Origin of the sequence: Cupriavidus sp. TMH.W2, assembly GCF_050847365.1 — a bacterium.
Lineage (GTDB): Bacteria > Pseudomonadota > Gammaproteobacteria > Burkholderiales > Burkholderiaceae > Cupriavidus.
The window spans coordinates 3355662-3381304 of sequence record NZ_CP193792.1; the positions used below are offsets into that span (position 1 = coordinate 3355662).

At 68.3% G+C, this 25643-nt stretch carries 23 protein-coding genes; 13 read left to right on the top strand and 10 right to left on the bottom strand.

Features of this window, described 5'->3' with window-relative positions; genetic code table 11:
* Nucleotides 1–21: 21 nt before the first annotated feature.
* The 5 genes from prfA to ACREYQ_RS15400 all read left to right on the top strand — a co-directional run bounded on the left by prfA (nucleotide 22) and on the right by ACREYQ_RS15400 (nucleotide 3738).
* Nucleotides 22–1104 (top strand): peptide chain release factor 1, encoded by a 1083-nt coding sequence (gene prfA, locus ACREYQ_RS15380; RefSeq protein ID WP_432258422.1) that lies wholly within the window; start codon nucleotides 22–24, stop codon nucleotides 1102–1104.
* Between the two features lie 191 nt (nucleotides 1105–1295).
* The gene (locus ACREYQ_RS15385) at nucleotides 1296–1625 is read left to right on the top strand and encodes a hypothetical protein (RefSeq protein WP_432258423.1); all 330 of its coding nucleotides are present in this window, start codon (nucleotides 1296–1298) and stop codon (nucleotides 1623–1625) included.
* Between the two features lie 144 nt (nucleotides 1626–1769).
* Complete coding sequence (gene prmC / locus ACREYQ_RS15390; protein ID WP_432258424.1) at nucleotides 1770–2636, top strand: peptide chain release factor N(5)-glutamine methyltransferase; 867 nt, start codon at nucleotides 1770–1772, stop codon at nucleotides 2634–2636.
* A gap of 147 nt (nucleotides 2637–2783) precedes the next feature.
* Complete coding sequence (gene grxD / locus ACREYQ_RS15395) at nucleotides 2784–3095, top strand: Grx4 family monothiol glutaredoxin (RefSeq protein ID WP_041228169.1); 312 nt, start codon at nucleotides 2784–2786, stop codon at nucleotides 3093–3095.
* Nucleotides 3096–3114: 19 nt separating this feature from the next.
* Entirely contained in the window at nucleotides 3115–3738 is a 624-nt protein-coding gene (locus tag ACREYQ_RS15400; protein WP_432258425.1) for a UbiX family flavin prenyltransferase, read from the top strand.
* Nucleotides 3739–3804: 66 nt separating this feature from the next.
* On the opposite strand, the gene ACREYQ_RS15405 is transcribed toward ACREYQ_RS15400, so the two are convergent.
* The 3 genes from ACREYQ_RS15405 to ACREYQ_RS15415 all read right to left on the bottom strand — a co-directional run bounded on the left by ACREYQ_RS15405 (nucleotide 3805) and on the right by ACREYQ_RS15415 (nucleotide 6857).
* A complete protein-coding gene (locus ACREYQ_RS15405; protein WP_432260428.1) occupies nucleotides 3805–4008 on the bottom strand; it encodes a hypothetical protein in 204 nt (67 codons plus the stop codon).
* Nucleotides 4009–4161: 153 nt separating this feature from the next.
* Nucleotides 4162–5679, bottom strand: a complete 1518-nt coding sequence (gene amaB, locus ACREYQ_RS15410; protein WP_432258426.1) for an L-piperidine-6-carboxylate dehydrogenase — start codon at nucleotides 5677–5679, stop codon at nucleotides 4162–4164.
* Nucleotides 5676–6857, bottom strand: coding sequence for a saccharopine dehydrogenase C-terminal domain-containing protein (locus ACREYQ_RS15415; protein WP_432258427.1), 1182 nt, complete (start codon nucleotides 6855–6857; stop codon nucleotides 5676–5678). The genes amaB and ACREYQ_RS15415 overlap by 4 nt, the downstream gene beginning before the upstream one ends.
* Before the next feature lie 128 nt (nucleotides 6858–6985).
* Between ACREYQ_RS15415 and ACREYQ_RS15420 the strand changes: the two genes are divergently transcribed.
* The gene (locus ACREYQ_RS15420) at nucleotides 6986–7435 is read left to right on the top strand and encodes an Lrp/AsnC family transcriptional regulator (RefSeq protein ID WP_432258428.1); all 450 of its coding nucleotides are present in this window, start codon (nucleotides 6986–6988) and stop codon (nucleotides 7433–7435) included.
* 45 nt (nucleotides 7436–7480) lie between these two features.
* Nucleotides 7481–8290, top strand: a complete 810-nt coding sequence (gene dapB, locus ACREYQ_RS15425) for a 4-hydroxy-tetrahydrodipicolinate reductase (protein WP_432258429.1) — start codon at nucleotides 7481–7483, stop codon at nucleotides 8288–8290.
* Between the two features lie 41 nt (nucleotides 8291–8331).
* Here the strand turns inward: dapB and ACREYQ_RS15430 are convergent, their stop codons facing one another.
* The 4 genes from ACREYQ_RS15430 to ACREYQ_RS15445 form a co-directional block, all read right to left on the bottom strand.
* Nucleotides 8332–9060 carry a hypothetical protein gene (locus ACREYQ_RS15430; protein ID WP_432258430.1) on the bottom strand — a complete coding sequence of 243 codons (729 nt, stop codon included), beginning with the start codon at nucleotides 9058–9060 and terminating at the stop codon, nucleotides 8332–8334.
* A gap of 167 nt (nucleotides 9061–9227) precedes the next feature.
* Nucleotides 9228–10718, bottom strand: coding sequence for a chloride channel protein (locus ACREYQ_RS15435; RefSeq protein ID WP_432258431.1), 1491 nt, complete (start codon nucleotides 10716–10718; stop codon nucleotides 9228–9230).
* Nucleotides 10719–10805: 87 nt separating this feature from the next.
* Nucleotides 10806–11801, bottom strand: coding sequence for a Bug family tripartite tricarboxylate transporter substrate binding protein (locus ACREYQ_RS15440; protein WP_432258432.1), 996 nt, complete (start codon nucleotides 11799–11801; stop codon nucleotides 10806–10808).
* A 52-nt stretch (nucleotides 11802–11853) separates the two neighbouring features.
* Nucleotides 11854–13347 (bottom strand): acyl-CoA synthetase, encoded by a 1494-nt coding sequence (locus tag ACREYQ_RS15445; protein WP_432258433.1) that lies wholly within the window; start codon nucleotides 13345–13347, stop codon nucleotides 11854–11856.
* 127 nt (nucleotides 13348–13474) lie between these two features.
* Between ACREYQ_RS15445 and ACREYQ_RS15450 the strand changes: the two genes are divergently transcribed.
* The 6 genes from ACREYQ_RS15450 to ACREYQ_RS15475 all read left to right on the top strand — a co-directional run bounded on the left by ACREYQ_RS15450 (nucleotide 13475) and on the right by ACREYQ_RS15475 (nucleotide 19471).
* On the top strand, nucleotides 13475–14389 hold the full coding sequence (locus tag ACREYQ_RS15450; RefSeq protein WP_432258434.1) for a LysR family transcriptional regulator: 915 nt from the start codon (nucleotides 13475–13477) through the stop codon (nucleotides 14387–14389).
* Nucleotides 14390–14521: 132 nt separating this feature from the next.
* The gene (locus tag ACREYQ_RS15455) at nucleotides 14522–15037 is read left to right on the top strand and encodes a winged helix-turn-helix transcriptional regulator (RefSeq protein WP_432258435.1); all 516 of its coding nucleotides are present in this window, start codon (nucleotides 14522–14524) and stop codon (nucleotides 15035–15037) included.
* On the top strand, nucleotides 15030–16388 hold the full coding sequence (locus tag ACREYQ_RS15460; protein ID WP_432258436.1) for an MATE family efflux transporter: 1359 nt from the start codon (nucleotides 15030–15032) through the stop codon (nucleotides 16386–16388). Before ACREYQ_RS15455 ends, ACREYQ_RS15460 begins: the two co-directional genes overlap by 8 nt.
* Before the next feature lie 304 nt (nucleotides 16389–16692).
* Nucleotides 16693–18009 (top strand): IS110 family transposase, encoded by a 1317-nt coding sequence (locus ACREYQ_RS15465; RefSeq protein ID WP_432257995.1) that lies wholly within the window; start codon nucleotides 16693–16695, stop codon nucleotides 18007–18009.
* Nucleotides 18010–18076: 67 nt separating this feature from the next.
* A complete protein-coding gene (locus ACREYQ_RS15470; protein ID WP_432258437.1) occupies nucleotides 18077–19159 on the top strand; it encodes an IS630 family transposase in 1083 nt (360 codons plus the stop codon).
* Between the two features lie 12 nt (nucleotides 19160–19171).
* Nucleotides 19172–19471: a hypothetical protein gene (locus ACREYQ_RS15475; protein WP_432258438.1), complete on the top strand. Its 300-nt coding sequence runs from the start codon at nucleotides 19172–19174 to the stop codon at nucleotides 19469–19471.
* Between the two features lie 200 nt (nucleotides 19472–19671).
* On the opposite strand, the gene ACREYQ_RS15480 is transcribed toward ACREYQ_RS15475, so the two are convergent.
* Genes ACREYQ_RS15480 through ACREYQ_RS15490 form a run of 3 tightly spaced genes read right to left on the bottom strand, consistent with a single transcriptional unit; the run spans nucleotide 19672 to nucleotide 25510 of the window.
* Entirely contained in the window at nucleotides 19672–21120 is a 1449-nt protein-coding gene (locus tag ACREYQ_RS15480) for an efflux transporter outer membrane subunit (RefSeq protein WP_432258439.1), read from the bottom strand.
* On the bottom strand, nucleotides 21117–24293 hold the full coding sequence (locus ACREYQ_RS15485; RefSeq protein ID WP_432258440.1) for an efflux RND transporter permease subunit: 3177 nt from the start codon (nucleotides 24291–24293) through the stop codon (nucleotides 21117–21119). The genes ACREYQ_RS15480 and ACREYQ_RS15485 overlap by 4 nt, the downstream gene beginning before the upstream one ends.
* Nucleotides 24290–25510: an efflux RND transporter periplasmic adaptor subunit gene (locus ACREYQ_RS15490; RefSeq protein WP_432258441.1), complete on the bottom strand. Its 1221-nt coding sequence runs from the start codon at nucleotides 25508–25510 to the stop codon at nucleotides 24290–24292. Before ACREYQ_RS15490 ends, ACREYQ_RS15485 begins: the two co-directional genes overlap by 4 nt.
* Nucleotides 25511–25643 lie beyond the last annotated feature (133 nt).

Below are 25643 nucleotides of genomic sequence, written 5' to 3' on the forward strand. Positions count from 1 at the left end.
CCCCACTCCTGTCCGCCCCCGATGAAAGCCAGCATGCTTGCCAAGCTCGACCAACTGGCCGAGCGACTCGATGAAGTCAACGCCCTGCTCGCGCGCGAAGACGCGACCGCCAGGATCGACCAATACCGCAAGCTCAGCCGCGAGCATGCCGAGCTGTCGCCGGTAGCCGAGCAATACGGGCAGTACCGCCAGGCCCAGGACGACCTGGCCACCGCGCAGGCGCTGCTGGACGATCCGGAGATGAAGGACTTTGCCGCCGACGAGATCGCCAGCGCGCGCGCGCGGCTCGAAGCGCTGGAGGCCAGCCTGCAGCGCCTGCTGCTGCCCAAGGACCCCAACGACGACCGCAACCTGCTGCTGGAAATCCGCGCCGGCACCGGCGGCGAGGAAAGCGCGCTGTTCGCCGCCGACCTGCTGCGGATGTACACGCGCTACGCCGAACGCCAGCGCTGGCAGGTCGAAGTCATGAGCGAATCGGAATCGGACCTCGGCGGCTACAAGGAAGTGATCGTGCGGATCGCCGGCGATGCAGCATTTTCCAGGCTGAAGTTCGAATCGGGCGGTCACCGCGTGCAGCGCGTGCCGGCCACCGAGGCCCAGGGCCGCATCCACACCTCGGCCTGCACGGTCGCGGTGATGCCCGAAGCCGATGAAGTGGGCGAGGTCGAGATCAACCCGTCCGACCTGCGCATCGACACTTTCCGCGCCTCGGGCGCGGGCGGCCAGCACGTCAACAAGACCGATTCCGCGGTGCGCCTGACCCACCTGCCGACCGGCATCGTGGTCGAGTGCCAGGACGACCGCAGCCAGCACCGCAACAAGGACAAGGCGATGAAGGTGCTGGCGGCCCGCATCAAGGACATGCAGACGCGCGCCGCCCAGGCAAAAGAGGCCAGCACGCGGCGCAACCTGATCGGCTCGGGCGACCGCAGCGACCGCATCCGCACCTACAACTTCCCGCAGGGGCGCGTGACCGACCACCGCATCAACCTGACCCTGTACAAGATCGACATGATCATGGACGGCGACATGGATGAGCTGCTGTCGGCACTTGCCTCGGAACACCAGGCCGATCAGCTGGCAGCGCTTGGCGAAGAGGCTTGAGCACCACTATGTGTCGTGCGATCAAGCTTCCGTCACGAACACCGCGTAAAGTCGCCGATATCTTTGTATTTGTTGTAAATGCTTGAAACAGCACTGGTGGGGGTAAGGCCGCTGTCTATAATCGATTTCGACCGGCAAACGGAGAATGGTGCCGGGTAGTCACTCCCCGAGAACATACCTAGGACGAAATCATGAAAAAACTGCTCGCACTGTTGATGATCACCGCGGCCATGGCCGCTTGCAGCAAGAAGGAAGAAGCCCCGCCTGCCGCCTCGAGCGCCGAGAGCGCCATGAAGAGCGCCGCTGAATCCGCCAAGGCTGCTGCCAGCGATGCCGCCGCGGCGGCCGGCAACGCCGCGGACGCCGCCAAGTCCGCCGCCAGCGGTGCTGCGGCCGACGTCGCGGCTGCCGCCGACAAGGCCAAGGAAGACGCCGGCAATGCCATGGCAAACGCCAAGCAGGCCGCCAAGGACGCCGTCAACGCCGGTGCCGACAAGGCCAAGGACGCCGTCAATAAGTAATCGTCCGGGCGGGGGCATTGCGCCGCCCGCTGTCGATGAGCGGTACACTGGCGCCAAGCTGGAAGTCCCGCCCCAAAGCCCCGCCAGGCCTTTGCGCCGGTGGGGTTTTTTGTAGCCGGCAAAAGAACCGTCTCCTCCCTTTCGATGTCTTCCCCAAACTCTGCCGCGCTGCCGGCGACCCCCACGCTGCGCGAAGCCCAGACCCTGGCCGCCATGGCCGGCCTGCCTGCGCTGGAAGTGCGCATGCTGCTGACCCATGTCACCGGCCTGAGCCGCACGCAGCTGATCACGCGCGACACCGACACCCTCACCATCGCCCAGCGCGATGCCTTTGCCACGCTGCTGGCGCGGCGGCTGGCGGGCGAGCCGATGGCCTACCTGATCGGCGAGCGCGAGTTCTTCGGCCGCAGGTTCCGGGTCACGCCCGATGTGCTGATCCCGCGCCCCGATACCGAGGTCGCCGCCGAAGCCTCGCTGGCGCGGCTGGCCGACGTGCCGCAGCCACGGGTGCTGGACCTGGGCACGGGCTCGGGCATCCTGGCCGTGACGCTGGCGCGCGAGCGCCACGACGCACAAGTCTGGGCCACCGATATCTCGCCCGGCGCGCTGATGGTGGCGCAGGACAACGCCAGCGCGCTCGGCGCCGACCGCATCCACTTCCTGGTGTCGGACTGGTACGCGGCGCTGCCGCCGGACCTGCGCTTTCACCTGATCGTCAGTAATCCGCCCTATATCGCCGCGGGCGACCCGCACCTGGCCGAGGGCGACCTGCGCTTCGAACCGATCGACGCGCTGACCGACCACGACGACGGCCTGTCCGACCTGCGGACCATCGTCGGCGGCGCCGGCGCGCGGCTGCTGCCAGGCGGCTGGCTGCTCATGGAACATAGCTACGACCAGGCCCAGGCCACCCGCAAGCTGCTGGAGCAGGCCGGCTTCACCGAGGTCTTCACCGCCCGCGACCTGGCCGGCCTGGAGCGCTGCACCGGCGGACGCTGGCCGGGCGTATAGTCGGGCGGCGCGGTACGGCCCCCTGAAGCGCGGCGGCGATTCCGGTAAAATCGCTGTCAGATCCCCGCCACGCAGCCCGGCCGCGCGGCATCCCATTCTCCCCAGGCGGCGCCCGCGACACGGCCTCGCCCCACTGAAAAGCAAACCATGAGCGACGTGCAGCAAAAGATCGACCAGATCGTCAAGGGCAACCCGGTAGTCCTGTTCATGAAGGGCACCGCGCAGTTCCCGATGTGCGGCTTCTCGGGCCGCGCCATCCAGATCCTGAAGGCCTGCGGCGTGGACGCGCCCACCACGGTCAACGTGCTGGACGACGAAGGCGTGCGCCAGGGCATCAAGGAATACGCCAACTGGCCGACCATCCCGCAGCTCTACGTGAACGGCGAGTTCATCGGCGGCTCGGACATCATGATGGAGATGTACCAGAACGGCGAACTGCAAACCCTGCTCAAGGGCTGATCAAAGGGTGCGTTCGGCCATGTCCGTGACCGGCGGCACACCCAGACGGCTGATCGTCGCCATCACGGGCGCCACCGGCGCCATCTACGGCGTGCGCCTGCTGCAGGTGCTGCGCGCGGCGCCCTCGGTGGAAACCCATCTGCTGATTTCGCCGGCCGGCGTGATGAACCTGCAGCACGAACTGGACATCAGCCGTGCCGAGGTGGAGGCGCTGGCCAGCGTCGTGCACAACGTGCGCGACATCGGCGCGACCATCGCCAGCGGCTCGTTCCGCGCGCAGGCGATGGTGGTGGCCCCCTGTTCTATGCGCACGCTGGCAGCGATTGCGCACGGCCTGTCCGACAACCTGATCACGCGTGCCGCCGACGTCACCCTGAAAGAGCGGCGCAAGCTGGTGCTGATGGTGCGGGAAACGCCGCTGAATCTCGCGCATCTGCGCAACATGACGGCGGTGACGGAAATGGGCGGGATCGTCTTCCCGCCGGTGCCGGGCTTCTACCAGAAGCCGCAGAGCATTGCCGAACTGGTCGACCATACGGTCGGTCGCGTGCTCGACCTGGTCGATTTGCCGGAGATGGCCCAGACGCTGGCGCCCAGTTGGGGCGGGCTGAATGCCCGGGCCGGCGACGCGGCCGGCAACTGAAACGCCGCCGGCGCGCAGCCTCTCTCTGCGCGCCGGCATCCTCCTGCATTGTCCTGCCTGCCGCGGTCAATACCAGTGGCGGTATCCCCGGCCGTAGTAGCCATAGCCATAGCCGCCGTAGTAGTACGGCCGCGGTGCCACCACGACCGGTGCCGGCGCCACGTACACCGGCGCAGGACCGATCGCGGGGCCGGCGGGCGTGGGATAGACGGCGCAGCCGCCCAGCAGGGTGACCGATGCCGCAGCGGCGGCCAGTCCAATCGTCAGCATTCTCATGATTTGTCCTTGGGATCCGAACGGGCATGTGCCTGCCCTGCTGACGTTATACGTGCACAAAGCGTAATACGGCGTCAAAGCCGTGTAAGGCTTGTTACCGTTCCCTACGCGCCCTGTCACACGTCCCGTCGCACCCCGGGGATAGCGTCAGATCTCGAACCGTATCCCCTGCGCAAGCGGCAGCGAATCGCCGTAGTTGATGGTATTGGTGGCGCGCCGCATATAGCCCTTCCACGCATCCGATCCCGACTCGCGCCCCCCGCCTGTCGCCTTCTCCCCGCCGAAGGCGCCGCCGATTTCCGCGCCGCTGGTGCCGATATTGACGTTGGCGATGCCGCAGTCGCTGCCCGCCGAGGACAGGAAGCGCTCGGCCTCGCGCATCGATTCCGTGAAGATGCACGACGATAGCCCATGCGCTGCGGCATTATTCAGGGCGATGGCCTCGTCCAGCGTGGTGTATGGCATCAGGTAAAGGATCGGCGCGAAGGTCTCGGTCAGCATGGTGTCGTGCTGCGCGTCGGTCATCACCAGCGCGGGCCGCACGTAGTACGCATGCGGATAGCGGTCGGCCAGCAGCCGTTCGCCGCCGGTGACGATATTGCCCTGCGCGCGGCAGGCGGCCAGCGCGTTGGCCATGGCATCGCCGGCGGCGGTGTCGATCAGCGGGCCGATCATCGTGCCGTCCGCAAGCGGATCGCCCACGGGCAGGCGGTCGAACACGGTGATCAGCCGGCTCGCCATGGTGTCCATCAGGTCGGCGTGGATAAGGCAGCGGCGCAGCGTGGTGCAGCGCTGGCCCGCGGTGCCGGCCGCGGCAAAGGTGATGGCCCGCACCGCCAGTTCGATATCGGCCGAGGGTGCGACGATGGCGGCATTGTTGCCGCCCAGCTCCAGGATGCTGCGCTTGAAGTGCCCGGCGCAGGCAATGCCGACCTCGCGGCCCATGCGGGTCGAGCCGGTGGCGCTGACCAGCCGCACGGCCGGATGCGACACCAGGTGCCCGCCCAGCATGCGCCCGCCCGGCAGCACCGCGCAGATGCCGGTATGCTGCGGCGCTGCCGCGGCCAGCACCCGCTCCAGCAGGCCATGCGCGGCCAGCGCGCACAGGCTGACCTTTTCCGACGGTTTCCAGATCACGCCGTTGCCGCACACCAGCGCCAGCGCCGCATTCCACGCCCACACCGCCACCGGGAAGTTGAAGGCCGAGATCACGCCGCACAGCCCGTACGGGTGCCAGGTCTCGCGCATGGCGTGCTGCGGGCGCTCGGAAGCAATGGTCAGCCCGTGCAACTGGCGCGACAGCCCGACCGCGAAGTCGCAGATGTCGATCATCTCCTGCACCTCGCCCAGGCCTTCCTGCAGGATCTTGCCGGACTCCAGCGACACCAGCCGCCCCAGCGCCGGCTTGTGTTCGCGCAGCACCTCGCCGAAGCGCCGCACGATCTCGCCGCGCGCGGGCGCTGGCAGCAGCGCCCAGGTGCTCTGGGCCGCGTGGGCACGGGCGATCCATGCGTCGGCTTGCGCCGGCGTGCAGGCCGGGACATGGCCGATGGCCTCGCCGTCGACCGGCGAGCGGACCGTCACGGTACCGGCGGGCGTGCCCTCGCGCCACGGCCGCGGCAGGCCCAGCGAATCCCAGCAGGCGGCGAACTCTTGCGCTTTCATACGAGGCTCTCCTGGAGCGGATGCTGCGTGTAGTGGCGGCCGAAGCGGTTGGCAAGGAAGGCATCCAGCGGCATCGACTCCTGCCGCACGAAGCCGGCTTGCGGCAGCGCGCCGGTGGCCACCATGTCCAGCGCGGTGCAGATGCCCGCGGCGGTGGTCAGCTGGATCGCGTTGACATGGCCCCCTTTGCCGTCCACCCCGCCGATGCGCAACGAGAACGAAGCCTGCGTCAGCGGCCCGCGCCCGCGTTCGCCCCCGGCCGGGTAGCCGGTGGCGGTGGCGAACACGATCACCACGTCCTGCTCGGTCACCGGAATGGCGCGGTCGAAGATATCGCGCAGCCAGTCGCGGCGTTCGCGCAGGCGCAGGTCGTTGAGCAGCAGCTTCATCAGCGCGCAGTGGCCGGGATAGCGGATCGACTTGTAGTCGACATGGCGCGCGCGCCCGGCCAGCGTCTCGGGCAACGTGCCAAGTCCGCCAGATGTATTAAAGGCTTCGTACTCGATGCCGTCCAGCGCAAAGCTCTCCAGCCCCTCCAGCGCGGTCAGTGCCACGCGCCGGCCGTCGACGATGGCCTCGCACGGGTTGCAGTACTCGTTGATCAGTCCCTCGGTGCTCCAGGTCAGGTTGTACTTGAGCGCATTGCTGGGGTAGCGCGGCAGCGCCCCGACCCGCATCTGCAGGTCCAGCAGCTCGCCGCCGCCGCGCAGGAAACGCTGCGCCAGGTCATGCCCGACCACGCCGATAAAGCCGGGCGCCAGCCCGCACTGGGGCATCAGCACCGAGCGCGCCCCCTGCGCCAGCTGGCGGATGGCCTGGGTCGCGGCCACGTCCTCGGTCAGGTCGAAGTAATGCACGCCCAGGCGCGCCGCCACCGAGGCCACGCTGATGGCGGCATGGAACGGCAGCGCGTTGAGCACGGCATCGGCACCGGCCAGCAGCGCGGCGCAGGTGCCGGGCTCGGTGGGGTCGCCGGCGCGCGCCACCACGCCGCGCGGCAGGCCGTCGAGACGGCGGGCGTCGTGGTCGACCAGGCTGACGCGGTAGTCGCCGCTGTCATGCAGCATCGCCGCCATGGTGCGGCCGATCTTGCCCGCGCCCAGTACCGTCACGTGCAGCGGGCGGGGTGCCTTGGGCAGGTCGCTCGGGGCCTGCCGGCCCAGGTTCGAGGCTTGCATGGTGTCTCCGTCCACAAGAAAAGATTGTCCCGTTGACTGGAGTATGGATAGCCGGCGCGACACAATGAAGGCGCAAGAACGACGAAAACCCGCCATAATCGAACGAAACGACGAAGCCTGCCGACGTAATGACCGAACTCGACACCACCGACCGGCACCTGCTGTCGCTGCTGCAGGCCAATGCCCGCGAAAGCGCCGCCAACCTCGCCCGGCACCTGGGCATCGCCCGCACCACGGTGGTGGCGCGGATCGCGCGGCTGGAGCGCACCGGGGTGATTGCCGGCTACGGCGTGCGGCTGGGACAGCGCATGGAAGGCAACGTCATCCTCGCCTACTGCGGCTTGTCGGTGCAGCCCAAGGCCGCGCCCGCCATCCTGCGCGCGCTGCAGCGGCTGCCCGAGATCGAGGAGGTCAATTCCGTCAGCGGGCCGGTCGACTACCTGGTGGCGATCCGCTGCGACACGCATGACCGGCTGGACCGGCTGCTCGACGAGATCGGCATGCTCGACGGCGTCAACCACACCACCACCTCGATCGTGCTGGCGCGCAAGCTCGACCGCCGGCGTGCCGCCGGCTGACGCGGTATGCTGCCAGACCCATCAGCCTTTGCGGAGAAACAGAACATGAGCAATCCGATCCGTGTCGCCGTGGGCGGCGTGACCGGCTGGGCCGGCGGCGAACTGGCCCGCGGCGTGGCCCACGCGGCCGACATGACCCTGGTGGCCGGCCTGTCGCGCGGCGCCGCCGGTCAGACGCTGGCGCAGCTGACCGGCCATGCCGACACCCCGGGCGTGGCGGCCGCCAGCATCGAGGCGCTGGGGGCAACGCCCTACGACGTCTATGTCGAATACACCAAGCCGGGCATCGCCAAACACAACATCCTGCAGGCGCTGGCACACGGCGCGCACGTGGTGGTGGGCACCTCGGGGCTGACCGACGAGGACTATGCCGAGATCGACGCGGCCGCGCGCAAGGCCGACCGCGGCGTGCTCGCCTGCGGCAATTTCGCCATCACGGTAGTGCTGCTGCAGAAGTTTGCCGAGATGGCCGCGCGCCACCTGGAGCATTGGGAGATCATCGACTACGCCAAGGCCGGCAAGATCGACGTGCCCTCCGGCACGGTGCGCGAGCTGGCCTTCCGGCTTGGCCAGGTCAAGGCCGCCGCGCAGGCGGTGCCGGTCGACCAGGTCAACGGCCCGAAGGAAACCCGCGGCGCCACCATGTCCGGCACGCAGGTGCATGCGGTGCGGCTGCCGGGCTACCAGCTTGGCGTGGAGGTGATCTTCGGCGCCGACGGCCAGCGCCTGCACCTGAAGCACGAAGCCGGCGACGGCTCCAAGCCCTATGTCGCCGGCGCGCTGCTGGCGATCCGCAAGGTCCACACCGTGCGCGGCGTGGTGCGGGGGCTGGACAAGGTGATGGAAGGACTCTGAAGCCGCGAGCGGCGAAAGCAGGCGGCTGAGCCGCCTGCGGGTTACCAGCTGCCGGGCTTCTCCGGCTTGGTCGCGGGCTTCGGCGCTGGCTTGGCGGCTGCCGCCTTGCTGCCCCTGGCTGCGGGCGCCGATGCCGGGTTGAGCTGCTTGTCCACCTCGGCATCCTTGTCCGCCATCAGCGTGCGCGCCTGCGGCAGCAGCATTTCGATGGTGCCGGTGTTGGGGTCTTCGGGCATCGCGTACAGCTCCACCGTCAGCGGCTTGTGCATCCAGCCTGCGTGCAGCGTCTTGACGCTCTTGCCAGCCTTGTCGGGCATGTCGACCTGCTCCTGCCGGAACGGCTTGCCGTACAGCGCGCTGACGCTGTCGGCCGCGGCCTGCTGCGAGTTGGCGCCGGCGGTCGGCACCACCAGGCCGACCAGCGCATTGCGGTCGACAAAGGCCAGCACAAAGGGGCCATCCATGAAAGCCGGCCGCTGGGCACGCGGCACACCCACCTGGCGCATCAGGCCATCGCCCTTCAGTTCGACACAGAATCCGGTGACGTCGCGGCCATCGGGCGTGCGCTTGTCGGCGCAGTCAGGCAGGGCCGGCAGCGGGCTGCCGATTTGCAGCATGGCCAGCAACGGCGACAGCGCGCTGTTTTCTGCCTGGGCCTTGGCCGGTGCGGGGGCCGCCGGACTGGCGGCAGGGGCGGAGGCAGGGGCAGCAATGGCGCCGGCGGCGCCCAGCAGGCCGGCAAGCGCCAGCCCGGCAACGGGGAATTTCAAATCGGACTCCTGGTGAAAGGCTCCGGGTTGGAGCCTGCCCCGGCCGGGTTGTTCCTGCGCAGCGCGTGATCGTGACGGAAAGATCACTACCAGCCGTGCCGGCATGGGGCGAGCGGTAGCTTACCCCATGGCCCCGGCGCCGCAGGCACTTGCGGCCCTCGCCCTGGTCAGCCAGCCGGTGCCTTGCGTACCAGCGCCAGCGCCTCGCGCCGGAACGCGTGGCCGACCTGGTGGTAGAACGGGTGCGGCGAGAACTGCCGAGAGATGAACGATGCCAGCAGCGACGCGGCCAGCAGGAAGACCGTCAGGTCCTGCGTGCGCGTCATCTCCATCACGATCACGCTGGCGGTGATCGGCGCCTGCGTGGCCGCGGCCAGGAACGCCGCCATCGACACCAGCGCCAGCACGCGCGGCTCGGCCATGCCGGTGACGAAGTGCGCGACGTTTTCGCCGATGCCCGCGCCGATCGCCAGCGCCGGCGTGAAGATGCCGCCCGGGATGCCGGCAAAATATGAGACCACCGTCGCCACCAGCTTGGCGATGCCGAACCACAGCGTGGCATGCGATTCGCCGTTGATCAGCGCCGCGGCCGGCTCATAGCCGGTGCCGAAGGTTGCGCCAGCGGTGGCCCAGCCGATGATGGCCACCACCAGACCGCAGCCGAACGCCACCCACACCGGATGCCGCACCGGCCAGCCGCGCCATCGCGCGGGCAGCAGCGCCGGCACGCCGCCCTTGAGCGCCTTGGCGAAGAGGCCGCCCAGCACGCCGGTGACGACCGCGCACAGCAGCACCGGGCCCCAGGCGTCATGCAGCGCCAGCATCGGCACCTTGACCACGAAGTACGGGTTGTTGCCCAGCACCGCCAGCGACAGGAAACCGGCGGTCAGCACCCCCGACAGCACCAGCCGGTCCCAGCGCACCGCGGTGCCCCGGCCCAGTTCTTCAATGGCGAACACCACCCCGGCCAGCGGCGTGTTGAACGCCGCCGCCAGCCCGCCGGCAGCGCCCGCGGCAATCAGCGCATTGGGGTGGAAGCCGATGCGAAAACGCAGCTTCTCGTGGCACCAGCGGCCCCAGGCCAGCATGGCCGCCGCGCCCACCTGCACCGACGGCCCCTCGCGCCCGACCGAGGCACCGGCCAGCAGCGCCGCGGCGGTCAGCACCACCTTCCACATCGACTGGCGGAACGACACCAGCACGGTCTGCGCCGGGCCCGACGGCGGCAGCGTGACCGCCGCGATCACCTGCGGGATGCCGCTGCCGCGCGCCTGCGGCGCGAGCCGGATCGTCAGCCAGCGCAGCGCGGCCAGCCCGAACGGCAGCATCACAAAGGCCAGCCACGGCGTGGCCTGGGTCAGGTGATGGTTCCAGCGCAGCGCCACTTCGGCGATCCAGGCGAACACCAATGAGAACAGCCCGACGCAGCCCGCGCCGAACATGAACACCGCATAGCGCATGGTGGTGCGCGAGATGCGCCCGGCCTGGCGCGACTTGCGCCACGCGGCCAGGCGCGCATGGCGGCTGAGCTGGTTCAGCAGGCGAGGATCGGGAGGCGGCGCGCCGGCATCGGGCTGCGCCTGGGGGTCCGGGCTGGCGCCCGGAGCGGCGGAAGAAGAAACGGGAGGCTTGGGATCGTTGGGATCGCGATCGGTCATGACTGGGCGTGGCGTAGGCATCCGGCGCGACGCGTGGCGCAGCGTCCGCCGGGATGACTTCGAACTATACGCCCATCGCCATCGCTCTCAATCCAGCGAGATGTGATTGGCCTTGATCACCTTGCCCCAATGCGCCCGGTCAGCCTCGATATAGCGGTCGATCTCGGCCTGCGTGCGCGGCTCCTGCACGACCAGTCCCAGCGCGCTGAAGGTGGAGCGGAACTGCGCATCCTTCAGCACGTGGGCAGCGGCCGCCTGCAGCCTGGCCACGGCATCAGGCGGCGTTTGCGCGGGCACGGCCAGGCCGAACCAGGTGGCGGCCTGGAAGTTGGGATAGCCGCTCTCGGCCACGGTCGGCACGTTGGGCAGCACTTCCAGCCGGCTGCGCCCGGTGACGGCCAGGGCCTTGAGCTTGCCCGCCTTGATATGCGGCAGCGAAGTGCTGACCACATCCACCATCAGCTGCACGTCATTGGCCAGCAGCGCCGACAGCGCCGGGGCGCTGCCGTTGTATGGCACGTGGGTGATGCCGATGCCCAGTTCGGTCTTGAGCATTTCCGTGGCCAGCTGCAGCGCGTTGCCCAGGCCCACGGAGGCATAGTTGAGCTTGCCGCCCTCGGCCTTGGCGTACGCCGCGAACTCCCGGATATTGCTGGCCGGCACCCTGTTGGTCACCACCACCAGCGGTGCCTCGACGCCAATGCTGAAGATCTTGAAATCCTTGGGTGGATCGTAGTTGATCTTCTTGTACAGCATCGGGTTGAGCACCATGCTGCCGTTGGTGGCCAGCACCATGGTGTAGCCGTCCGCCGGCGCGCGTGCCACGCTGGCGGTGCCGATCATGGTGGCCGCGCCGGGGCGGTTTTCCACCACCACGGTCTGGCCAAGCTGGCGCGACATGCCGTCGGCCAGCCCGCGGGCGAACTGGTCGGTCGAGCCGCCGGGCGTATAGGGCACCACCAGCTTGATCGGGTGGTCGGGATAGGCGGCCTGCGCGGCGCCGCCCCACAAGGCCAGCGCGCACCCTGCGCCGGCTGCCATCGCGGCGAGCCAGGCGCGCCGTCCGGTCGGTTTGTTCTGCATCGCGTCTCCTCCTGTTGTTATCGGTCGTGATCCATCCAGGCCGGGCAGGCGTTCAGACGCGGCGCTGGCGGCCTTCCCAGTAGCGGTCGCGCAGCCGGCGCTTGGCGAGCTTGCCGGTTTCATCGCGCGGCAGCTGCGCCTCGATCACGATGCTGCGCGGCACCTTGAAGCCCGACAGCCGCTGGCGCAGCCAGTCGATCACCTCGGCCTCGCGGATCTCCACGCCCGGCATCGGCTGCACCATGGCCAGCAGGCGCTCGCCATATTCGTCGTCGGGAATGCCGAACACCACACAGTCGGCCACGCCAGGGTAGCGCACCAGCTCGTGCTCGATCTCGGCCGGGTAGATGTTGACGCCGCCGGAGATCACCATGTCGGACGCGCGGTCGCAGATGAACAGGTAGCCGTCGGCATCGACATAGCCCATGTCGCCCAGCGTCACCAGCCCGTCGCGGTCGATGGCGGCGCGCGCGGCGTCGTTGTTGCGGTAGCTGAAGTCGGGGTAGGCCGGCTGGCGCACGTAGACCAGGCCGATCTCGCCCGGTGCGCACTGGCGGCCGCTCTCGTCAAGGATGCGCAGCTGCGCGTCGTCGACCGGCCGGCCGGCGGTGCCGGGGCGCGCGGCGGCGTCGGCCGGGGTGGCCACGGTGATCATGCCGGCTTCGCTGGAGGCGTAGGTTTCATGGATCACCGGGCCCAGCCATTCCAGCATTGCGCGCTTCACGTCGGGCGAACATGGCGAGCCGGTCGAGGCAACGAAGCGGATCGAAGACAGGTCGTACTTCGCGCGCACCTCGGGCGCCAGCTTGAGCAGGCGCACGTACATGATCGGCACCAGGTAGAGCACGTCGATGCGGTGCTTCTCCACCAGCGCCAGCACCTGCTCGGCGTCAAAGCGCGGCGTGAGCACCAGGCGCTCGGCCATCTGCAGGGCGTTCTGGATAAAGGAGCCCGGCGCGCTGTGGTACAGCGGCGCCGACATCAGCGCGCGGCAGCCCGGCTCGATGCCGTAGGTCTGCCGTATCAAGGAGCGAATGCGCGGCAGCTGTGCCTCCAGCTGGTCCAGCGGCACCGCCCGGCGCACCACGCCCTTGGGCCGGCCGGTGGTGCCGGAGGTGTAGGCCATATGGCCGCGCGGCGCCACGCGCGGGCCGTCATAGGCGGGCTGCCGGGCCAGCCAGCTTTCATATTCGATCGCACCGTCGGCGGGGCCGCCCACCGACAGGACGGTGATGCCGGCCGGCACGGCTTCGCGCACGGCGGGCAGCAGGTCGGCCTGCACCAGCAGCACCTTCGCGCCGCTGTCGGTCAGCAGGAAGCGCACCTCGTCGGCGGTGAAGTGCCAGTTGATCGGGCAGTAGTAGCAGCCGGCGGTGCGGCAGGCATGGACCACGTCGGCATACGCCGGGTCGTTGCGCAGCAGCACCGCGACCACGTCGCCCTCCTGCACGCCCAGCGCGCGCAGCCCGCCGGCCAGCCGGGCGCCGCGCGCCAGCAGTGCATCGCCGCTGCGGTGCATGTCTTCAAACCAGAGGTCCGTGGCCATCCGTTGTCTCCTGTATGCGATGCATTCTGTCAGCCGACCACTGTATCGGCGTAGCCGTGCATCGACAATCACGCGCATCGGAATCACAATGTTGCACCAGACGCGACAATCCTGCAGGCAATCCCCGATGGACCTGAACCTGATCCAGGCCTTCGTCGACATCGTCGATGCGGGCAACCTGGCCGAAGCCGGACGGCGCCGCGGCGTGACACGCTCGCAGGTCAGCCGCCAGTTGCGCGAACTCGAGCACCAGGCCGGCGCCCAACTGCTGCGCCGGACCACGCGCCGGCTGGAACTGACCGAGCCCGGCCACGCGCTGTACCAGCACGGCGTGCGCATCCTGCAGGAAGTGGCGTCGGCGCAGGCCGAGATCGACAGCCTGGGCCAGACCCTGCGCGGCCATGTGCGCGTGAGCGTGCCCACCGGGCTGGGCGATGCCTATATCGCGCCGCTGCTGCTGCAGTTCGCGCAGAAGCACCCCGGCATCACGCTGCGCGTGTTCTTTGCCAACCGCGTCAACGACCTGATCGCGGCCGAGATCGATGTGGCGCTGAAGGTCACCTCGGCGCCGCCGCTGGACCATGTGGCGCGTGAAATCTGCGATATCCGCTGGCAACTGTACGCATCGCCGGAGTACCTGCAGCGCATCCCGCCGGTGCGGGTGCCGCCCGACCTGACCGGCTGCAACTTCCTGTGCCCGCCCTACCCGCCGCGGCAATTCCCGCTGTCGCTCTACCGCGAGGGCCAGCGCGTGGACGTGGCGCTGACGCCCACGCTGCAGTCCGAACACTTCCTGTTCCTGGCGCGTGCCGTGCGCGAGGGGCATGGCATCGGCCTGTTGCCGGCCTATATCGGCTGGGAGGAAGTGCGCACCGGCGGGCTGGTGCCGGTGCTGCCGGACTGGCGCCCCGAAGGGCTGGGCAACAAGCTCTTCATCATCACCACGCCCAACCTGCATCCGTCGATGGCCACGCGGGCGCTGATCGGGTTCCTGCGCGAGGAACTCGGCAAGCTCGAGGTGTTTCGCGACGCAGTGGCGTAACCGGCACCGCTGGCCGGTGAACGAACGTTTTCGGCGTGTGGGGTCGAATGCCATCCGGCGTACTTTCGCTTTGCAAGCTATTCTCCAGGAAACTTGCATTTTGAAAGTAAAAAAACCAGACCGGCGCAGACCATGCCCCCTACCGATTTCACCTCGATGCCCTGCCCCGTCGCCCGCTCGATGGCCGTGCTGGGCGAACGCTGGGCCATCCTTGTGCTGCGCGAGGCCTTTTACGGCAGCACGCGCTTCGACGAGTTCGAGCGCAATCTCGGCATCGCTCCCAACATCCTCAGTGCGCGCCTGAAGACGCTGGTGGCGCACGGGCTGCTGGCACGCGTCACGCCCGAGGGCGGCGCCCGCCACGTCTACCAGCTGACCGACAAGGGCCGAGACTTCTTCCCGGCCTATGTCGCGCTCAAGGCCTGGGCCGACCGCTGGATGACCGATGAAAAGGGTCCGCTGACGCTGCTGCAGGACCGCTGCACCGGCATGGAGATCACCGAGCCCGCCCTGACGCGCGCCGACGGCAGCGCGATCACGCTGGACGATGTGCGCGTCCTGCCCGGCCCGGGCGCCGGCCGCTTCCTGCAGCGGCGCTTTGGCGAGGCCGAGACCGTTGGCGAGCAAGGGGAGACCCGCCATGACTGACGCGCGCGCATTGCCCGCGGGCGTCATGCCCGCCGAAGCGGTACCGGCCACCGAGCTCGCCCGCCGCATCGGCAGGCTGGCCGGGCCGACCGCGCTGATTGCCGTGCTGCAGGCCACGGCCCAGCTGATCGAAACCTGGCTGGCCGCGCGCCAGGGCACGGCGGCACTGGCCGGCTGGGCCGTGGTGCTGCCGTTTGCGCTGCTGCTGCAGCAGATGTCGACCGGGGCCATGGGCGGCGGCGTGGTCGCGGCCATCGCCCGCGCGCTCGGCGCCAACAAGCGTGAGGAAGCGTCTTCGCTGGTCGTGCACGCGTTGTTGATCGCTGTGACCGCCGGGCTGGCTTTTGCCGTGGTGCTTGCGGGCTTTCCGCGCGGCGTGCTGGGCGCGGTGGCCGGCGCCACCGCGGCCGAAGCGGCCGCCACCTATGCGATCTGGCTGTTCGGCGCGGGTGCCATCCCGGCCTGGCTGGCCAACACGCTCGCGTCGGTGCTGCGCGGCGGCGGCCGCCATGCGCTGGCCGCGCGCGTGCTGGCGCTGATGTGGATCGCCTTCCCGGTGCTGGCGTGGCTGCTGGCCGAGCCTGCCGGCATGGGCCTGGCCGGCATCGGCGCCGCGCTGGCGGCGGTGTCGTGGGCCGCCGCGCTGGCCATGGCGTTCGTGGTGGCGCGCGGCGGCGCGGGCTTCGTGCCGGTGCTGCGGGCGCGGCCGTCGTGGGCGCTGTTCGCGCGCATCCTGTCGGTCGGGCTGGTGGCTTGCGCGCTGGCCTCGGTGGCCAACCTCACCACCATCCTGGTCACCGCGCAACTGCGCCACCATGGCACCGCGGCGGTGGCGGCCTATGGCATCTCGGCGCGGCTGGAATTCCTGATGATCCCGCTCGCATTCGGCGTGGGCTCGGCCCTGACCGCGCTGGTCGGCGGCGCCGTGGGCGCGGGCGACTGGCACACGGCGCGGCGCACCGCGTGGGTGGGCGCCTTCCTGGCACTGGTCATCGCCGGCAGCGCAGGCGCCGCGGTGGGCATGGCGCCGGTGCGCTTTGCCAGCCTGTTCACCCATGACGCCGAAGTCATCGCCATCGCCGCGCGCGCCCTGTCATGGGTGGGGCCGGCGTTCGGCGGCTTCGGGCTGGGGATGGCGCTGTACTTCGCCGCGATGGGCGCGGGCCGCATGCGCTGGCCGGCGGCCGCGGGGCTGTGCCGGATCGCGCTGGCCGTGGGCGGCGGCTGGCTGCTGGCCAATGTGTTCGGGATGGGCCTGGACGGGCATTTCCTGGGCGTGGCGCTGGGGATCACGGCCTATGGCGTGATCACGGCGCTGGGGGTGCGGCAGGGGGAATGGTCGGCACGCTAGCGCGCGGCCCAATACTGGCGGTTTTCTCCCCTCTCCCGCCTGCGGGAGAGACCGCCGCATGCGGCCCATGCCGACTTGCCGTACCAGGAACCAGTACTACAGTGGTTGATACTCGGCATGACGCGCAGTGTGGCCGCGTCCCCTCTGGTGCACATTCTGTCGCCCGTGGGAGAGACTGGCTCCGGCAGATGACATTCGGCTTGTTTGGTGAGCGTTGTTAGCTTCCCGCTAGGTAGGTTTGTTTCCATTTTTGTGTCTACCGGGCACGTTGGCGCCGAGCCTTCCGAGCAAGAGGAGGCCGCAGATGAAAACGCTACCGATATTGGATGAACGCGCCACCGGCATCGACGTGGGCAGCCAGAAGTTGCACGTGTCCATCGCGGGTGACACGCCACGGGTCTTTGGCACCATGACCCAAGACGTGTCGATGCTGATCAACTGGCTGCGTGATGAAGGCGTGCGCTCGGTGGCCATGGAGGCGACCGGGGTGTACTGGCTATACCTGTACGGCGCGCTCGAGGCCGCCGGCATCACGGTTCTGGTGGTCAATGGCCGGCAGGTACGCAATCTGCCCGGACGCAAGACCGACATGGCCGACTGTCAGTGGCTGGCCACGCTGCATGCGCACGGTCTGCTGCACTCCGGCTTCGTGCCCCCGGCCGCCATCCGCCGGCTGCAGGACTATTTGCGCCTGCGCCAGGATCACATCACGATGGCCGCTAGCCACGTGCAACACATGCAAAAGGCGCTCGAGCGCATGAACATCAAGTTCCATGCGGTCATCAGCGACCTCACCGGTGTCAGTGGGCTCAAGGTCATCGAGGCCATCCTGGCCGGTCAGCGCGATCCCGCCTGCCTGCTGACGCTATGCGACGTGCAAATCCGCAAGCACAAGGCCGATCGGGTCAAGGAATCGTTGCGCGGCATGTGGAAGGACGAACATCTGTTTGCCCTACGCCAAGCCTTTGAGGGGTGGCAGTTCTACCAACACCAGATCGCCGAATGCGATCGCGCGATTGAACAGGTGCTGCACGAGCTCAGCGGCCCGCACCGTGACGACGATCCGGCGGCCTCGCCGGCCAAGCCGGGTGGCACGCATACGCCCAAGATCGACGGCCTGCACCGCATGCTGCTGCAACTGTGCGGCGGCAATGATCCCACCCAACTGCCGGGGCTGGCCGACTACTCGCTGCTGCTGGTCATCGGCGAGGTCGGCACCGACTTGAGCCGTTGGCCCAGCGAAAAACACTTCACGGCGTGGACCGGGCTCGCCCCCGGCGCCCATCAGAGTGGCAAGCGCCATGGCCACCAGTCCCGCCACCGCAACCGCACCGGTGAACTGTTCTGCCACATGGCACGCAGCCTGGCCAACAGCGTAGACAAGGCCCTGGGCGGCTTCTATCGCCGCCTCAAGGCCCGCCGGGGCGGACTCATCGCCAACAAGGCGCTCGCCCGCAAGCTCGCTGCCTTGTTCTGGCAGACCATGGTCAAGGGCGCAGACTACGTCGAAAAAGGCCTGCGGCATTACCAGGCCCGCGCCGCGCAGTCCGAACAGTGCGTACTGCGCAAGCTCGCGCTGAAACATGGTCTGGCTCTCGTGCCAGTAAAAACAATGGGTTAGCGAAGGTTCCTAGTACAACATCCCGTAAATATCTTGAATAATTAACCGCCTCCGATATCATGGCGGGATGAGTCGAGGTCGCCATGCAACGCCAGTGAAGCTGGCGAAGAAAGAAAGACAGGAACTGCTAGCGCTGATCGAGCGCAAGACGGCCCCGCAGCGAGACGTGATGCGGGCGCGAATCGCGTTGTGGGCCCACGAGGGCCACCCCAATACGACCATTGCGCGGGAGCTCGGGGTATCGGTGCAAACGGTCTGCCTGTGGCGCAAGCGCATTGCCCAGCAAGGTGCCCAAGGCATTCGCGAGGGCGAGCGCAGTGGTCGTCCGCCACGCATCAGCCAGGAAGCACGACTACAGTTGATCGCGCTGGCTTGTGAAACGCAGGAACCTGAGGGGCGGGCCACGCCCACGCTCGATGAGATTGTGGCGCGCGCCGTGGAGCGCGGCGTCGTCGGGCAGATCAGCCGCAGCCAGGTGCAGCGCATTCTGCAGGCCGGCGACGTGCGTCCGCACCGGGTCCAGCAATGGCTACATAGCCCAGACCCGGCCTTTCGCGAGAAGGTCAACGGGATTTGCAAGCTGTACCGCAAGGCGCCGCGAAACGCGGTGGTGCTCAGTATCGACGAGAAGACCGGCATTCAGGCCATCGAGCGTAAGTACCCGGGACGTGCCCCCGCGCCGGGGCGACTGCGTCGGCGTGAGTTTGAATATATTCGTCACGGCACCCAGGCGTTGATTGCCGCGCTCGACGTGCATACCGGACAGGTGCTGGCAGAATGCCGCGACCGGCGCACCCAGGACGATCTGGTGGCCTTCATGGAGCGCGTGGCGGCCGCTTACCCGGGCAAACAGGTGCACGTCGTCTGGGATAACCTGAACACACATTGCGCCCAGGCCGTCTGGCAGGCGTTCAACGCGCGGCACGATGGGCGGTTTCACTTCCACTTCACGCCGTTGCACGCAAGTTGGGTCAATCAGATCGAACTCTGGTTTGCCCGCTACACGCGCCGGGTACTGCGCCATGCGAGCCACACCAGCATCGCGCACCTGCGCGAGCGCACCGAGCAGTTTGTCCGCGCGCACAATCAGGCGGCACGCCCGTTCAAATGGAGTTTCCGGGGCTATCCGCTGCAAACCGGCGCATCGTAATCGAGGATCGACATGCCAGCTTTACCCGCCAAACATTACGCTGCCGAATTGCAGCGGCAACTGCGCAGCCTGCTCGGCCACAAGCAGATCATCACGCAAGCTTATGGGCGTCACCTGCTGATCAAACGTCTGGATGACGAGGAGCCGACCGTGGTGGCTCGACTGACCGAGCTCGGCCGCAATCGTTATGGCGCCGCCTTTCGCACCCATAGTGGGCGTTGGGAGCCGTTGCCAGGCGAAGGCTCGCTCGACGAGATGGCCGAGCTGGTCGTCACGCTTCTGCAGCCGTATTTGCAGCCCGATAATTATTAAACCTATTTAAGGGATGTTGTACTAGGTAGGGGTGGGGGAGAGGGCAGGCGCTGGCACACCGCCGCCCTGCACTTCGTGGGCACTCCGGCCCTCTCCCCCACCCCTCTCCCACTTCGCGGGAGAGGGGAGCGTCCGCGTGAGGTGGTGGCTAGTTCCGACGGCACAGGTGCGCACAGGTAAACGTCTGGCAAGGATTCTTCCTACCGCCTCAACACCTTCGCATCCCCCTGCATCCCCGCCTCTCTAACATCCTGCGGCACCGACGGCCAGCCACCGCCGAGCGACTTGTACAGCGCCGCGGCGCCGGTCAGCACATCAACCTGCCCCTGTACCGCCGCCAGTTGCGCGGCAAACAGCTTCTCCTGCGCAGTGGTCACTTCCAGGTAGCTGGAATAGCCGCCTTCGTAGCGCGCACTGGACTGGTCGGCATAGACCACCAGGCTCTTCTCCTGCTGGCGCAGGCTGACCAGCCGATTGCGGGTCTCGATGTTGTTGGCGAGCGCGCTGTTGACGTCGGCCAGCGCCGCCAGCACCGTGCCCTGGTAGGCCAGCATCGCCTGCTGGCGCTGTGCCGACGCGGTCTGCACCTGGCCGCGGATGGCGCCGCCCTGGAAGATCGGCTGGGTCAGCCCGGCGCCGACGCTCCACACTTGCGAGGCGCTGTGCCACAGCGCGCCGGGCGTGCTGGCGATGGCGCCGAACACCCCGCTCAGGTTCACCGCCGGCAGGTACAGCGCCTGCGCGGCGCCCAGTTGCGCATTGGCGGCGATGGCCGACTGCTCGGCCTGCAGCAGGTCCGGGCGCCGCGACAGCAGCGCCGCCGGCAGGTCCGCGCCCGCCGGCGGCGGCAGCAGATCATGCACGGCCTTGCCGCGCTCGATCGGGCCGGGCTCGCGCCCCAGCAGCACCGACAGCGCGTTCTCGGTCTGGGCGATGGATGCGCGCAGCGGCGGGATCGCGGCCTCGGTCGAGTAGTAGTCATTTTCCGCCTGCGACAGCTCCACCTGCGAGATCACCCCGCCCTGGTAGCGCTGGCGGAAGATATCCAGCCCCCTGGCGCGAGACTGCAGCGTCTGCTGCGCGATCTCCAGCTGCGCATCCAGCCCGCGCAGCGTGGCATAGCCCTGCACCACCGATGCCGCCAGCGACAACACCACGCCGCGGCGCGCGTACTCGGCATTCCACACCCCGGCTTCGGCGGCCTCGGCCTGGCGCCGGATGCGGCCCCACAGGTCCAGCTCCCAGCTGGCATTGGCCAGCAGCTGGTACGAATCGCGCGGGCCGTCGAGCGAGGCAAACGGCGTGCCGTTGAAGGTGCCCGCACGCTGGCGCGCGGCCGATGCCGACAGCCCCAGCTGCGGGAAGAAGCCGCTGCGCGCCACCATCAGCTGGCCGCGGAACTCGTCGATGCGGGCCGCGGCGATGCGCACGTCGTAGTTGTTGCGCAGCGCCGCTTCCACCAGCGCATTGAGCACCGGGTCGTTGAAGCTGTCCCACCAGGCGCTGTCGGCGGCAACCGCCAGCACGCCGGTGTCGATGCGGTACTGCGCCGGGTCGGGGGTCTCGGGGCGCTGGTAGTTTGGGCCGATGGCGCAGCCGCCCAGCAGCGCGGCCAGGCAGGCGCCGGCAATGCCGCGGCCCGCGTTCATGACGGTTCTCCTGCGGGGGGCGTGGGCGGTGTAGTCGGTGTGGTCGGCGTGGCGCCCGCCTTGGCCTTGGGCTTGCGCTCCGACATCGTCTCCAGCCCCCAGAAGAACAGCGGGATAAAAAACAGCGCGATGGCCGTGGCCCCCAGCATCCCGCCGATCACGCCGGTGCCAAGCGACTGGCGGCTGGCCGCCGAGGCCCCGCTGGCGATGGCCAGCGGCACGCAGCCCAGGATAAACGCAAGCGAGGTCATGATGATGGGCCGCAGCCGCAGCCTGGCCGCGTGCAGCGCCGCGTCGTAGGCACTGAGCCCTTCCTTGTGGCGCATCTCCACCGCGAACTCGAAGATCAGGATCGCGTTCTTGGCCGCCAGCGCGATCAGCACCGTCAGGCCGATCTGGAAGTACACATCGTTCTGCATGCCGCGCAGCAAGATCGCCAGCAGCGCGCCGAACAGCGCGAACGGCACCGCCAGCAGCACCCCGATCGGCAACGACCACTTCTCGTACTGCGCCGCCAGGATCAGGAACACCATCAGCAAGGCAAAGGCGAACACATAGACCGCCGTCGAGCCCGCGGTCTTTTCTTCAAACGCCTGGCCGCTCCAGGAGAAGCTGTAGCCCTCGCCCAGCACCTCGTGCGCGACCTGCTCCATCGCCCGCAGCGCCTGGCCCGAGCTGTAGCCCGGCGCGGCGTCGCCCATGATCTTGGCCGCCGGGAAGTTGTTGAAGCGCGTGACGATGTCGGCGCCGGGCACGTACTTGACCGTGGTAACCGCCTTGATCGGCACCATGTCGCCGGCGCGGTTGCGCACGTAGACCTTGTCGATATCCTCCGGGCGCGAGCGGTAATCGGGCTCGGCCTGCAGGATCACCTGGAACAGCCGGCTGTTCTTCGGGAACTGGCTGACATAGAGCGAACCGAACATGGTCTGCAGCGCCGAGTAGACCTGCTCGACCGGCACGCCCTGCGTTTCCGAACGCTCGCGGTCGACCTCCACCATCAGCTGGCGCGAACGCGTGTTGATGGTGGAGTTCACCCCCGTCAGCTCGGGCCGCTCGTGCGCCTTGGCGATAAAGGCGCGCACCCGCGCCTCGAGCTGCTGGTAGGTGCCGTCGCCGGTGCTCTGCAGCCAGAACTCGAAGCCGCCGGTGCTGCCCAGGCCCGGGATCGACGGCGGGTTGATTGGAATGACCACGCCCTCCTGGTAGGTGGAGAACTCCTTCTTGGCGTTTGTGATGATGTCGGCCGCGCTCTCGCCCTTGCCGCGCTCATGGAAGCCCTTGAGCGAAACAAAGATGGTGCCCGCATTGGATTTGTTCTGCGAATCGATCAGGCTGAAGCCGGTCGGCGTCGCCACCGCGGCCACGCCCGGCTGCTTCGAGAACCATTCCTCCGCGCGCCTGGACAGCGCCTGGGTACGGTCCAGGCTGGCCGCGTCCGGCATGATCACCGCGCCCAGCAGATAGCCCTGGTCCTCCACCGGCAGGAACGACGACGGGATGCGCGCGAACATCAGCCCGATCGCCGCCAGCATCGCCACGATCACGCCCAGCGACACCACTGTGCGCCGTATCACTGCCTGGTTGGCGGTGTCATAGCGTGCCACGAGCTGGTCGAATCTGGCGTTGAACCAGCGGAAAAAACGGTTCTTCTTCTGCTCGCCCGGCTTGAGCAGGATCGCCGCCAGCGCCGGCGACAGCGTCAATGCCACCACGCCGGAAAGCACCACCGACACCGCGATCGTGACCGCGAACTGCTTGTACAACTGCCCGGTGATGCCCGACAGGAACGCCACCGGGATAAACACCGCCAGCAGCACCAGCACGATCGCCACCACCGGCCCGCTGACCTCGTCCATGGCGCGCTTGGCGGCCTCCTTGGGCGGCAGGTTGAACTCGGTCATGTTGCGTTCGACGTTCTCGATCACCACGATGGCATCGTCCACCACGATCCCGATCGCCAGCACCATGCCGAACAACGTCAGCATGTTCACCGAGAAGCCGAACATGCTCATGCCGATAAAGGCGCCGATGATCGACACCGGCACCGCCAGGATCGGCACCAGCGTGGCGCGGAAACTCTGCAGGAACAGGAAGACCACCAGGATCACAAGGATCACCGCGTCGCGCAGGGTCTTGACCACCTCGTCGATCGACTCCTGCACGAACTCGGTGGTGTCCAGCGCGACCTCGTATTCCAGGCCGGGCGGGAACGACTTCTTCATCTCGGCCAGCGTGCTGCGCACCTGCCTGGCCACGTCCAGCGCGTTGGCGCCGGGCTGCTGGTAGACCGCCATCAGCGTGGCGGTCTTGCCCTTGTAGCGGCTGCGCAGCGAGTAGTCCTTCTGCCCCAGCTCGACCCGGCCCACGTCCTTCAGGCGCACCAGCGCGGCATCCCCCGACTGGGCGCGCAGGATCATGTTCTCGAACTCGGCGGGCTCGGTCATGCGGCCCTTGGTGGCGATCGGGAAAGTCAGCTTGACCTCGCCGTCCGTGGGCGACTGGCCGATGCGGCCGGCGGAGTACTGCTGGTTCTGCGCGCTGACCGCGTTCTTGACGTCTTCCACCGTGATGCCCAGCGACGCCATCCGGTCCGGCCGCAGCCAGATGCGCATGGCGTAGTCGGGGCTGCCGAAGATCGACGACTGGTTGGCGCCGGGGATGCGCTTGAGCGCATCCAGCACATAGATGTTGGCGTAGTTGCCGACGAAGGTCTGGTCGTAGCTGTTGTCCGGCGAATACAGCGCGATCACCATCATGAACGCCGACGAGCGCTTCTGCACCGACACGCCTTGCGAGGTCACCGCGTCGGGCAGCGTGGGCAGCGCCAGGTTGACGCGGTTCTGCACGTCCACCTGCGCCAGCTGCGGGTCGGTGCCGATGTCGAAATACACGGTCAGCGTCATGTCCCCGGTGGAGGAGCTCGACGAGTTCATGTACATCATGTGGTCGGCGCCGTTGACCTGCTGCTCGATCGGTGCGGCCACGTTCTGCGCCACCACCTCGGCGCTGGCGCCGGGGTACTTGGTGCTGACCGTGATCGACGGCGGGGTGATATCGGGGAACTGGGCGATCGGCAGCTTGGTCAGCGCCACCAGCCCGCCCACCACGATGATGATCGACAGGACCGATGCGAAGATCGGCCGGTCGATAAAGAAGTGGGACAGTTTCATGGCTTGCCCCCGGCGCCGGCCGCGGCCTGGGGCTGCGGTTGCGGCACGGAGGCCGCCGCCGCCTTCTGCCCGGCCACAGCCTCCACCGGCCGCACCGGGGCGCCGGGCGCGAGCCGCAGCGTGCCGCTGACCACCACGCGCTCACCCGCTTTCAGGCCGGAGCTTACGATCCAGTTGTCACCGGTCCACTGGCCGGCTTCCACCACGCGCTGCTGGGCCTTGTTGTCGGGGCCCACCACCCACACCTGCTGGCCGCGCGGGCCCTGGATGATGGCCTCCTGCGGCACCGCGATGGCCCTGGTGCGTTCGGCGCCGTGCAGCTTCACGCGCACGAACTGGCCGGGGCGCAGCGTGCCTGCGGGGTTGGAGACCTCGGCGCGGATCATGTAGGTGCCGGTTTCCGCGTTGAAGGCGGCATCGGCAAAGGTGATCTTGCCGTGATGCGGGAACTGGCTGCCGTCGGCCAGCACGATCACCACGTCGAAGGCGCCCTGGGCCGGGAACTTGAGCGCGCCGGACTCCTGCCCGGTGCGCGCGGCCAGCACCTCGTTTTCGGACAGGCTGAAATTGACCCACATCGGGTCAAGCTTGGCGACGTAGGTCAGCAGGCTGTTCGACGGATCGATATAGCTGCCTGCCTGCTTCTTGGCGAAGCTGGACACCCCGTTGACCGGAGACTTGATGGTGGTGTAGCCCAGGTTCAGCCTGGCGTTGGTGACGTTGGCGCGGGCCGCCTCCACCGCGGCCGCGGCGGCCTGCTGCTTGCCGGTTGCGTCATCCAGGTCGCGCTGGCTCAGCGCGTTGCGCTCGGCCAGCGGGCGCACCCGCGCCAGGTCGGCGTTGGCGGTCTTGAGCCGCGCCACCTGCTGCGCCAGCTCGGCATTGGCCGCATCCAGCGCCGCGGCGAACGGCTTGGGATCCATGATGAACATGGTCTGCCCGGCCTTGACCACCGCACCCTCGGTATAGACGCGCTGGTCAAGGAAGCCATTGACCCGGGCGCGGATCTCCACCTGCTGCGAGCTCTGCGTCTGGCCGACAAAGTCGTAGACGATGGGCACGTCGCGCAGTGCCACGGTCATCACGCTGACTTCGGCCGCAGGCGGCGCGTGGGCTGCCGGTTTGTCCTTGCCGCAGGCTGCCAGCGTCATTGCGCAGGCCAGCCAGAGCGCGCCGCGCCAGTGGAAAGCAGTGTTCACGGATCCTTCTCCCGCCATGGTTATGCATGCGACGGCTGCGCGCGCATGCCGGATGCAGGCAATGACATGGCGCCGGACCGGCGGGCGCGCTGGCGTCTATTCCGGCAGGGTAAGGCCCGGCCCGGGAGGCGCCAAGTCAATTCTTTCGCGA

What these genes read in the sequence shown, in the direction of transcription:
- prfA (WP_432258422.1), top strand. Translation starts at nt 22, where the DNA reads ATGAAAGCCAGCATGCTTGCCAAGCTCGACCAACTGGCCGAGCGACTC.
- ACREYQ_RS15385 (WP_432258423.1), top strand. Translation starts at nt 1,296, where the DNA reads ATGAAAAAACTGCTCGCACTGTTGATGATCACCGCGGCCATGGCCGCT.
- prmC (WP_432258424.1), top strand. Translation starts at nt 1,770, where the DNA reads ATGTCTTCCCCAAACTCTGCCGCGCTGCCGGCGACCCCCACGCTGCGC.
- grxD (WP_041228169.1), top strand. Translation starts at nt 2,784, where the DNA reads ATGAGCGACGTGCAGCAAAAGATCGACCAGATCGTCAAGGGCAACCCG.
- ACREYQ_RS15400 (WP_432258425.1), top strand. Translation starts at nt 3,115, where the DNA reads ATGTCCGTGACCGGCGGCACACCCAGACGGCTGATCGTCGCCATCACG.
- ACREYQ_RS15405 (WP_432260428.1), bottom strand. Translation starts at nt 4,008, where the DNA reads ATGCTGACGATTGGACTGGCCGCCGCTGCGGCATCGGTCACCCTGCTG.
- amaB (WP_432258426.1), bottom strand. Translation starts at nt 5,679, where the DNA reads ATGAAAGCGCAAGAGTTCGCCGCCTGCTGGGATTCGCTGGGCCTGCCG.
- ACREYQ_RS15415 (WP_432258427.1), bottom strand. Translation starts at nt 6,857, where the DNA reads ATGCAAGCCTCGAACCTGGGCCGGCAGGCCCCGAGCGACCTGCCCAAG.
- ACREYQ_RS15420 (WP_432258428.1), top strand. Translation starts at nt 6,986, where the DNA reads ATGACCGAACTCGACACCACCGACCGGCACCTGCTGTCGCTGCTGCAG.
- dapB (WP_432258429.1), top strand. Translation starts at nt 7,481, where the DNA reads ATGAGCAATCCGATCCGTGTCGCCGTGGGCGGCGTGACCGGCTGGGCC.
- ACREYQ_RS15435 (WP_432258431.1), bottom strand. Translation starts at nt 10,718, where the DNA reads ATGACCGATCGCGATCCCAACGATCCCAAGCCTCCCGTTTCTTCTTCC.
- ACREYQ_RS15440 (WP_432258432.1), bottom strand. Translation starts at nt 11,801, where the DNA reads ATGCAGAACAAACCGACCGGACGGCGCGCCTGGCTCGCCGCGATGGCA.
- ACREYQ_RS15445 (WP_432258433.1), bottom strand. Translation starts at nt 13,347, where the DNA reads ATGGCCACGGACCTCTGGTTTGAAGACATGCACCGCAGCGGCGATGCA.
- ACREYQ_RS15450 (WP_432258434.1), top strand. Translation starts at nt 13,475, where the DNA reads ATGGACCTGAACCTGATCCAGGCCTTCGTCGACATCGTCGATGCGGGC.
- ACREYQ_RS15455 (WP_432258435.1), top strand. Translation starts at nt 14,522, where the DNA reads ATGCCCCCTACCGATTTCACCTCGATGCCCTGCCCCGTCGCCCGCTCG.
- ACREYQ_RS15460 (WP_432258436.1), top strand. Translation starts at nt 15,030, where the DNA reads ATGACTGACGCGCGCGCATTGCCCGCGGGCGTCATGCCCGCCGAAGCG.
- ACREYQ_RS15465 (WP_432257995.1), top strand. Translation starts at nt 16,693, where the DNA reads ATGAAAACGCTACCGATATTGGATGAACGCGCCACCGGCATCGACGTG.
- ACREYQ_RS15470 (WP_432258437.1), top strand. Translation starts at nt 18,077, where the DNA reads ATGAGTCGAGGTCGCCATGCAACGCCAGTGAAGCTGGCGAAGAAAGAA.
- ACREYQ_RS15475 (WP_432258438.1), top strand. Translation starts at nt 19,172, where the DNA reads ATGCCAGCTTTACCCGCCAAACATTACGCTGCCGAATTGCAGCGGCAA.
- ACREYQ_RS15480 (WP_432258439.1), bottom strand. Translation starts at nt 21,120, where the DNA reads ATGAACGCGGGCCGCGGCATTGCCGGCGCCTGCCTGGCCGCGCTGCTG.
- ACREYQ_RS15485 (WP_432258440.1), bottom strand. Translation starts at nt 24,293, where the DNA reads ATGAAACTGTCCCACTTCTTTATCGACCGGCCGATCTTCGCATCGGTC.
- ACREYQ_RS15490 (WP_432258441.1), bottom strand. Translation starts at nt 25,510, where the DNA reads ATGGCGGGAGAAGGATCCGTGAACACTGCTTTCCACTGGCGCGGCGCG.